1 pseudogene is annotated in these 348 nt (G+C 65.5%); it reads right to left on the reverse strand.

What is annotated here, in order from left to right:
- Positions 1 to 348 (reverse strand): annotated as a pseudogene (locus AF337_RS25810) (N5,N10-methylene tetrahydromethanopterin reductase); the annotation flags it as partial.

Here is a 348-nt window from a genome sequence, read left to right on the forward strand (position 1 = left end):
GCGCCGGAACCTGGTGGCGGGATGAGCGGCGGGCAATCTGCCGGTTCCGCCGCCGAAGAGCTTCTGCCGCAAGGGCCCTTCGGAATAGGCCGCCTTGAAGAGGCCGCGCTCCTGCAGCACCGGCACCACCAAATCGACGAAATCCCGCAGGCTCTCCGGCGCCACCGTCCGCGCCAGGTTGAAACCGTCGATACCGCCCTCCTCGATCCATGTCTGCAGACGATCGGCGATCTGCTCCGGCGAGCCCACCATCGGCTTCATCCGGCTGCCGAGCACCATCTGGTCGATGATGTCACGCAACGTTACCGGCTTCGCCGCCTGTTTCGTAATGGCCGCAAGTGCGGATTG

Source organism: Rhizobium ecuadorense (assembly GCF_001187535.1).
Taxonomy (GTDB): Bacteria; Pseudomonadota; Alphaproteobacteria; order Rhizobiales; family Rhizobiaceae; genus Rhizobium; species Rhizobium ecuadorense.